This window comes from Streptomyces sp. NPDC059224 (assembly GCF_042754285.1).
GTDB lineage: Bacteria > Actinomycetota > Actinomycetes > Streptomycetales > Streptomycetaceae > Streptomyces.
The window spans coordinates 43,127-49,630 of the sequence record NZ_JBHZAN010000056.1 but is presented as its reverse complement, the minus strand read 5'-3'; the positions used below and the strand labels follow the sequence as shown (position 1 = coordinate 49,630).

3 protein-coding genes and 3 pseudogenes are annotated in these 6,504 nt (G+C 70.5%); 2 read left to right on the top strand and 4 right to left on the bottom strand.

All coding sequences use genetic code 11. The features are described from left to right. Positions 1 to 184, top strand: a pseudogene (locus tag ACFXI4_RS40380) (hypothetical protein); the annotation flags it as partial. Between the two features lie 178 nt (positions 185 to 362). Next, positions 363 to 1,254 (top strand): annotated as a pseudogene (locus ACFXI4_RS40375) (SDR family oxidoreductase). Positions 1,255 to 1,957: 703 nt separating this feature from the next. Here the strand turns inward: ACFXI4_RS40375 and ACFXI4_RS40370 are convergent. From ACFXI4_RS40370 to ACFXI4_RS40355, 4 genes and pseudogenes are all read right to left on the bottom strand, one after another. After that, positions 1,958 to 2,407: a pyridoxamine 5'-phosphate oxidase family protein gene (locus ACFXI4_RS40370; protein ID WP_385001383.1), complete on the bottom strand. Its 450-nt coding sequence runs from the start codon at positions 2,405 to 2,407 to the stop codon at positions 1,958 to 1,960. Between the two features lie 127 nt (positions 2,408 to 2,534). Then, positions 2,535 to 2,732: pseudogene (locus ACFXI4_RS40365) on the bottom strand (IS5/IS1182 family transposase); the annotation flags it as partial. 241 nt (positions 2,733 to 2,973) lie between these two features. Continuing rightward, positions 2,974 to 5,070, bottom strand: coding sequence for a SpoIIE family protein phosphatase (locus ACFXI4_RS40360; protein WP_385001380.1), 2,097 nt, complete (start codon positions 5,068 to 5,070; stop codon positions 2,974 to 2,976). 732 nt (positions 5,071 to 5,802) lie between these two features. Then, positions 5,803 to 6,495, bottom strand: coding sequence for a CBS domain-containing protein (locus tag ACFXI4_RS40355; protein WP_385001377.1), 693 nt, complete (start codon positions 6,493 to 6,495; stop codon positions 5,803 to 5,805). Between the last annotated feature and the right edge of the window lie 9 nt (positions 6,496 to 6,504).

Here is a 6,504-nt window from a genome sequence, read left to right as displayed (position 1 = left end):
CCGCTGCCCCTGCCGCCGGCCCGGCGGGGGGGGGGGGGGCGGCCCCCGGCCCCGCGCCCCCCCCCCCGCCGCCCCCACCGCCCTCAAATCCTGGCGGCTCCTCAGCAAACTGCGGTGCTCGACCACCCGAATCACCAGCCTCGTCCAGGCCGTACTCACCCTTCGTCTGACCTGCTCAGGGTGAAGATGGAAAAGGCTCAATACCGCATAACAGTAGGTATGCGTTGCCGAAATGCCGAGTCGGACCGGGGAAAGGCAGTCGCCTCGTCGGGGGAATTCGGAGGCGAGCACCGTCGGCCCGCGATTCGGCCGTCACTTCCTTTTCCGCGACACAGCGTCGCATCAGCAATCCGGAGCCTCCCATGCGCGTGTTCGTCACAGGAGCCAGCGGCAGCATTGGCTCAGTTGTAGTTCCCGAACTCATCGCTGCCGGCCACGAAGTCCTGGGCCTCGTTCGTTCCGACGCTGCGGCTACGGCCGTCTCCACCGCCGGCGCGACGCCCCTCCGCGGCGACCTCACCGACCTGGACAGGCTCCGGGGCAGGCGCCGCCCAGGCAGATGGCGTCATCAACCTGGCCTTTGGAAACGACTGGAGCAACTTGCAGCCGTGCATCGAAGCCGAGACCGAAGCCATCCAGACCCTCGCCGACGCACTCGCAGGCAGCGGGAAACCCTTCGTGCACGCCGGCCTCACACCGATGGAACCGGGCCACATCTCCACCGAGGATGACCCCGACACCACCGACGGCCCCGTCGGTGGCCGCGGTCGCAACTCACAGACAGTGCTGAACCTGGCCGACCAGGGGGTCCGCTCCTCCGTCGTACGGCTGCCGCGCTCCGTGCATCAACGCGCGACGCACTACGGCTTCTGTTCGGTACTCATTGCCGCCGCGCGGAAAACAGGCGTGTCCATGTACGTGGGCGACGGCACTCAACGCTGGCCGGCGGTCAACCGCCTCGATGCCGCCCGGCTGTTCCGCATCGCCCTCGAGGACGCTGCACCCGGCACGGTCCTGCACGCGGTTGCCGACGAGGGCGACACCATGCGGTGGCTGGCCGAGGCGATCGGCGACGTGCTCGCGGTGCCGGTCGAGTCGACGTCACCGGACAACCTCGGCCTCATAGGCCGGCTGTTCGCCCTCGACATGCCATCCTCGAGTGCGCTGACCCAGAAGCGGTTCGGCTGGGAGCCCACCCACCCGAGCCTGATGGCGGACCTGGCCGCCGGTGACTATCCCGCCCAGGCCGGATAGTGACGCCGCGGCCCCGCGCGACAACCACGGCCTGTTCGTGGTGGAGATCTGCTGAGACCCTCCTGCGACCGCCGTGGCGAAACCGGCGACCACCGCGACGACGGCGACCGCCGGCCTGCCCGTCAGGGCCGGGCTCCGCTCGCCTCGGTGCCCACCGTGACACCGCCTCATCCCGGCACAGTGTCGTTGTCTCTCCCCGAGCTCCAGCTACCGCCTCGTCGACGGACTGTTCGTCCGTGCTGGACTTCCCGGGCGCCGCCCGTCCGTGGGGACCGACGACGAGCCGACGTCAGCGGTGGACGAACGACGGGAAGCGTGGCGGCTCCGTACCCAAAGGGCGTGGGCGACGGTGTCGGGGAGTTCGTCGGTGGTGGGTTCGGATCTGAACCGGGCGCGGTGTCTCCTGGACGGCCCGACCCCGCGGGTCGGACACCGACGCCTGACGTCCGGCGGTCCGCCCGTTCCCGGCCGTCGGCACTGTGGTCCGAGCGTCACGTCACCATCGGCGGGAAGACCGTTCGCCTGTCGGCCAGGCACCGCCGCGTCCTGCTCTCGGTTATCGTCCGAGCACATGCGCACGAGTCTGACCGACGAGACCCCTCGCAGAACTGGCGCGTGGTTGCGGACAACTCGGCTGGACCGGCGGGGCGCGGAGGTGGTGACGTCCGGCTGACGACTCCGGCCTCGGACGGCCTGGCCTGTGTCAGCCGTCCGGTGGCTGCTCCGGTGGGACCTCAGGACGCTGTCGATGCCCTAGTTCGCGCCCGGTGATCATCTCGCAATCGATCCGGACGAACACCGGCTCCGGTGTCGGCATCCATGAGCGGGGGCCTGTCTGTGACAGCCGCGCGCGTTCCGCGGAGCTGCTCACCACGGTGGCCCGTCCGGTGACGACCACACTCCAGCCGGACCGGTTCTCTGCATCGAATTCATCCGCCTCGAAGGCGACCACGACGCCTTCGACGGCACGGACCAGTTCCGAATTCGGGGCGGTGCACAAGAGCACCGAGGAATCGGCGTCCAGCGAGAAGTTGACAGGAAGTACTGCAGGCAGCGCGTGCCGGGTGTAGACCACGCGACCGACCGGCACCTTGGCGAGCAGGCGTAGACACTCCAGGCGGTCGAGTGCGCGAAAGTCGTTGTCCCGGGACATCTGGTCATCCTCCTCGTACCGCGGGCATGGTCGTAGGGCCGACCGGCCCTATCGTGGGAGCCGGCCGGGGGTTGTTCGGCCCGGTGCTCAGGGGGCGTCCGCCGCGCTGTCGCGAGGCGCGGCACGTGCGCTCGACGACGTGGCGGAAGAGGCCCAGGCCGGTGCCGTGGGGCTCGCCCCGCTTCGCGATGACCGGTCGGATCCCGCGGACCCAGAGCAAGCGCCGGTACGTGTCGTGGTCGCCGCCGGGATCGGCCGGCAGTGCACCGGGGTGCCGACGCGGCCTGCCGACTCGTCCGTCGACAGGCGGGATCTTGTCGGGCAGGACAGGAGGTGGGTGATGAGGTGGGGATGCCGGTGCGCGGCACGAACACGATGCCGGAGGTCTGTCCTCGACCAGCTTCGGCGCCGGCACGGGCAGCAACGGTTGGATCAGCGCCCACAGTTCATCCGACACGGTCGGGCTGCGGCTGACGTTTCCCCCGACCGCACCAGCGAGCAGACAAGCCTGCGGTCCCGTGATCAACAGCTTTCGTCAGAGTCAGTCGGTGGCCACACGTCGGTGGTCAGGTGTCTGGCTCCGTCAGCTCGATCTCGGCCCAGATGGTCTTTCCGGGGGGCTGGTGGCGGGTGCCCCAGCGGCGAGCGAGCTGGGCGATGAGCAGCAGGCCGCGACCGCCCTCGTCGTAGGTGCGGGCGCGCCGCAGGTGCGGGGCGGTGCCGCTGGCGTCGGAGACCTCGCAGAGCAGTGTGGTCCCCCGGATCAGCCGGAGCTGGATGGGCGGCTGTCCGTAGCGGATGGCGTTCGTGACCAGTTCGCTGACCACCAGCTCGGCCGTGAAGGCTGCGTCCGACAGGTGCCAGGCCTCCAGCCGGTCCAGCACCCGGGCGCGGGCGTCGGCGACGAGGGCCGGGTCGGGAGGCAGGTCCCAGGTGGCGACTCGGTCAGCGTCGAGCACCCGGGTACGGGCGACGAGCAGCGCGACGTCGTCCTCGGGCTGTGCGGGCAGCAGACGCCCTACCACCTCGTCGCAGAGGGGTTCCAGAAGCTGGGGGACGGGCTGCTCAAGACATCGGAGCAGCCGAGCCTGTCCCTTGGCCAGGTCGTGCTCGGGGCCCTGGATCAGTCCGTCTGTGTACAGCGTCAGGAGGCTGCCCGGTGGCAGCTCCCACTCGACCGCCTCGAAGGGCAGCCCTCCCACACCTAGCGGTGGGCCGGGCGGCACGTCGACGAACTCCGCCGGGCCGTCCGGCTTGGCGACGGCGGGGGGCGGGTGGCCCGCGCTGGCAGCCGTGCACCGACGGGATACCGGGTCGTAGACCACGTACAGGCAGGTGGCGATGACGTCGGCGGCGATGGGAAGGTCCGACTCGTGGTCCGCGCTGCCCTCCTCCTCCGAGGCCAGAAGGATGACCAGGTCGTCGAGATGGGTGAGCAGTTCGTCGGCGGGAAGCTCGACGTCGGCCAGCGTGCGCACAGCGGTCCGCAGCCGTCCCATGGTGGCCGACGCGCGTAGTCCGTGGCCCACCACGTCGCCCGCTACCAGCGCGACCCTCGCGCCGGAGAGCGGGATCACGTCGAACCAGTCGCCGCCCAACCCGGCCCGGGTACGGGCCGGGAGGTAGCGGTGGGCCACCTCTACCGCGTCCTGGGCCGAGATGCGCCGGGGCAGGAGGCTGCGCTGGAGGGCGAGCGCGGTGCCGCGTTCGAGCGTGTAGCGGCGGGCGTTGTCCACGGCCACCGCGGCGCGCGCGGCGATCTCCTCGGCGAGCAGCAGGTCGTCGCGGGTGAACGGGTCCCCGCGTCGGTGCCGGACGAGGACCGCCAGGCCGAGGGTGATGCCGCGGGCGCGCAGCGGAATGACCATGAGGGAGTGGATGCCGAACCTGCGGACCACGGCCGCCCGCCCGGGATCGGCCCGTATCCAGCCTCTGGTCGCGTCGTCCTCGATGCTGTGCAGTGAGGATCTGCCGGTGGCCAGGCAGCGGCCGGGGGGTGCGGAGGCGGGGTAGTCGTCCACGTCTCCCGGTTTGATCAACGCTTCGGGCACACCGGGAAGGACCGACTGCTGTGCCGCACGGCGCAGCGGGACCGCACCCGTTGCGGAAGGCTTCGGTTCGACGCCGCGGAACAGGGAGTCGAGCAGGTCGATGGTGACGAAGTCCGCGAGCCGGCCCACCGCGAAGTCGGCCATTTCCTGGGCCGTGCGCATCACGTCCAGGCTGCTCCCCACCTGTGTGCTGACTTCGTTCAGCAGTGCGAGCCGTTCTCTGGCCAGGTACTGTTCGCTGACGTCGAGCGCGGAGACCTCCACGTGTCGTATCTGGCCCGCCGGTGTGACGAGCGGGGACACGGTGACGGAGTAGACCTTCTCCGATACATCCGGCCGGGCTCTGCCCCGCACATGGAAGTGCTCGGTCTCGCCCGACATGAGCACCCGTTCCATGCCGTCTTCGACCCGGTTGCAGAGGTGGTGCGGGAGGATCTCGGTGACGCGTTGGCCCCGCATCCATTTCTCACTCAGCCCGAGCTCACGTGCGGCGCCGGCGCTCGCTCGCACCGCTCGCAGCTCGTCGTCGTACACCATCACCGGTAGCTGACACTGCGTGAACGCCTCGTAGGCCGTCGCCAGGTCCGGTCGTGACTGGTGCGGTGGCGTCACGATGAGGACCCGCTGGGAGCGGCTCTGCGATTGACCGACGGATTCAGCCGCCCCTGCGCCTCCAGGGACCGGCTGTCCCGGCCCAGAGCCTCGCGGACGTGCGCGACGGTGGCCGTAAGGGACTCCTCGCTCCTCGCTTCCGAGGCGATCCGACGGTCGAGGGGACTGCCGAGGGTCTCCTGACACGCGTGGGCGAGCACGAGCCGGGCACCGGGACTCCAACCCGTCACGACTCCCCGGTCGTCGACGACCGCCGTGGCCGGGCCCACCGGATCGGGCGGTGTGCCCGGGCTTCCGCTGAATGGGATGGCATCGCGCATGTCGGTCACCGCCCGTCCTGCCGGCTCGTCCACCGTGGCCCCGGACGAAGGCCACGAAGGCCATGGACCCGAGGTGCCCGGTCTCGCCACGTCGATCCCGTACCTCGCTTCTATCGTTCCGCACCCGCTCCCGCGCGTCACTTCCGTCGTTCGTTGCAGCCCCCACGCGTCGTGCGGGAGCGTCCGGGCACGTCCAGCCCCTGGAAGGTCGGCAAAGGCATGCGGCCACGACCAGACGACGGTTCTCGGGCCGCCGCAGGAGCTCCTGCCCGAGCCCCTCGTGGTCGGCGAGGGCCTTGAGCCCGCTGGTCACCGGGCGGGTCACCGAGACGTGTGGCACCCCGGTCCCGTCTGGCTCCGGCGGGCACTGATCGGCCCAGGGCCCCGGGAGCCGGGTCTCCCGACGTCCGGCCTAGTCGTGGCGCACTCCGGAGGAAGCCGCGTCGTCGGCGCGGAGGGCCAGGCTGTTGACGACACCGACCACTCCGTCCACCCGGTACGTCAACCGGATCGCGTTCGGAACGTCGCCGTGGTGCGGTACGGCTCCCGTCAGCGTGACCATGCCCTCCCTGACCGAGACGGTCACGCTGCCTGCCGGGAGACCGAGCGCGCGGTCCAGTACGTCGTCGCGGACCTCCTGACCGATCTCGTCGTCCGTACGCAGGAAGACCCGCAGCAGGTCCCGCCGCGTGGCGATGCCGATCAGCCGGTCCTCCTCGTCCACGACGGGAAGACGCTCGACGCCGTGCCGCTCCATCACCCGTGCGGCATCCGCTATGCGTTGTTCCGGATGGACGGTGATCGCGGGCGTCGACATCAGTTCCCGTGCCGTGAGAGCGTGGGCGACGGCACCGGAGCGAGGATGCCTGAGGCGGGTGGACGGCTGTCTCCGTGCCCGCCGGGTGCGGTCGTCCGGGGACCGGGTCACCTGGTGACGGATCAGGTCCGTCTGCGAGACGACACCCACGACCTTGTCGTCGCGGTCCACGACGGGCAGGCCGCTGATCCGGTGCCGGTCCAGCAGCCGGACGACGTCCTTGAACGACGTCTCCGGGTGCGCTTCGACGACATCGGAGGTCATGACCTCACCGACGATACGGGGCATGGCACCCAC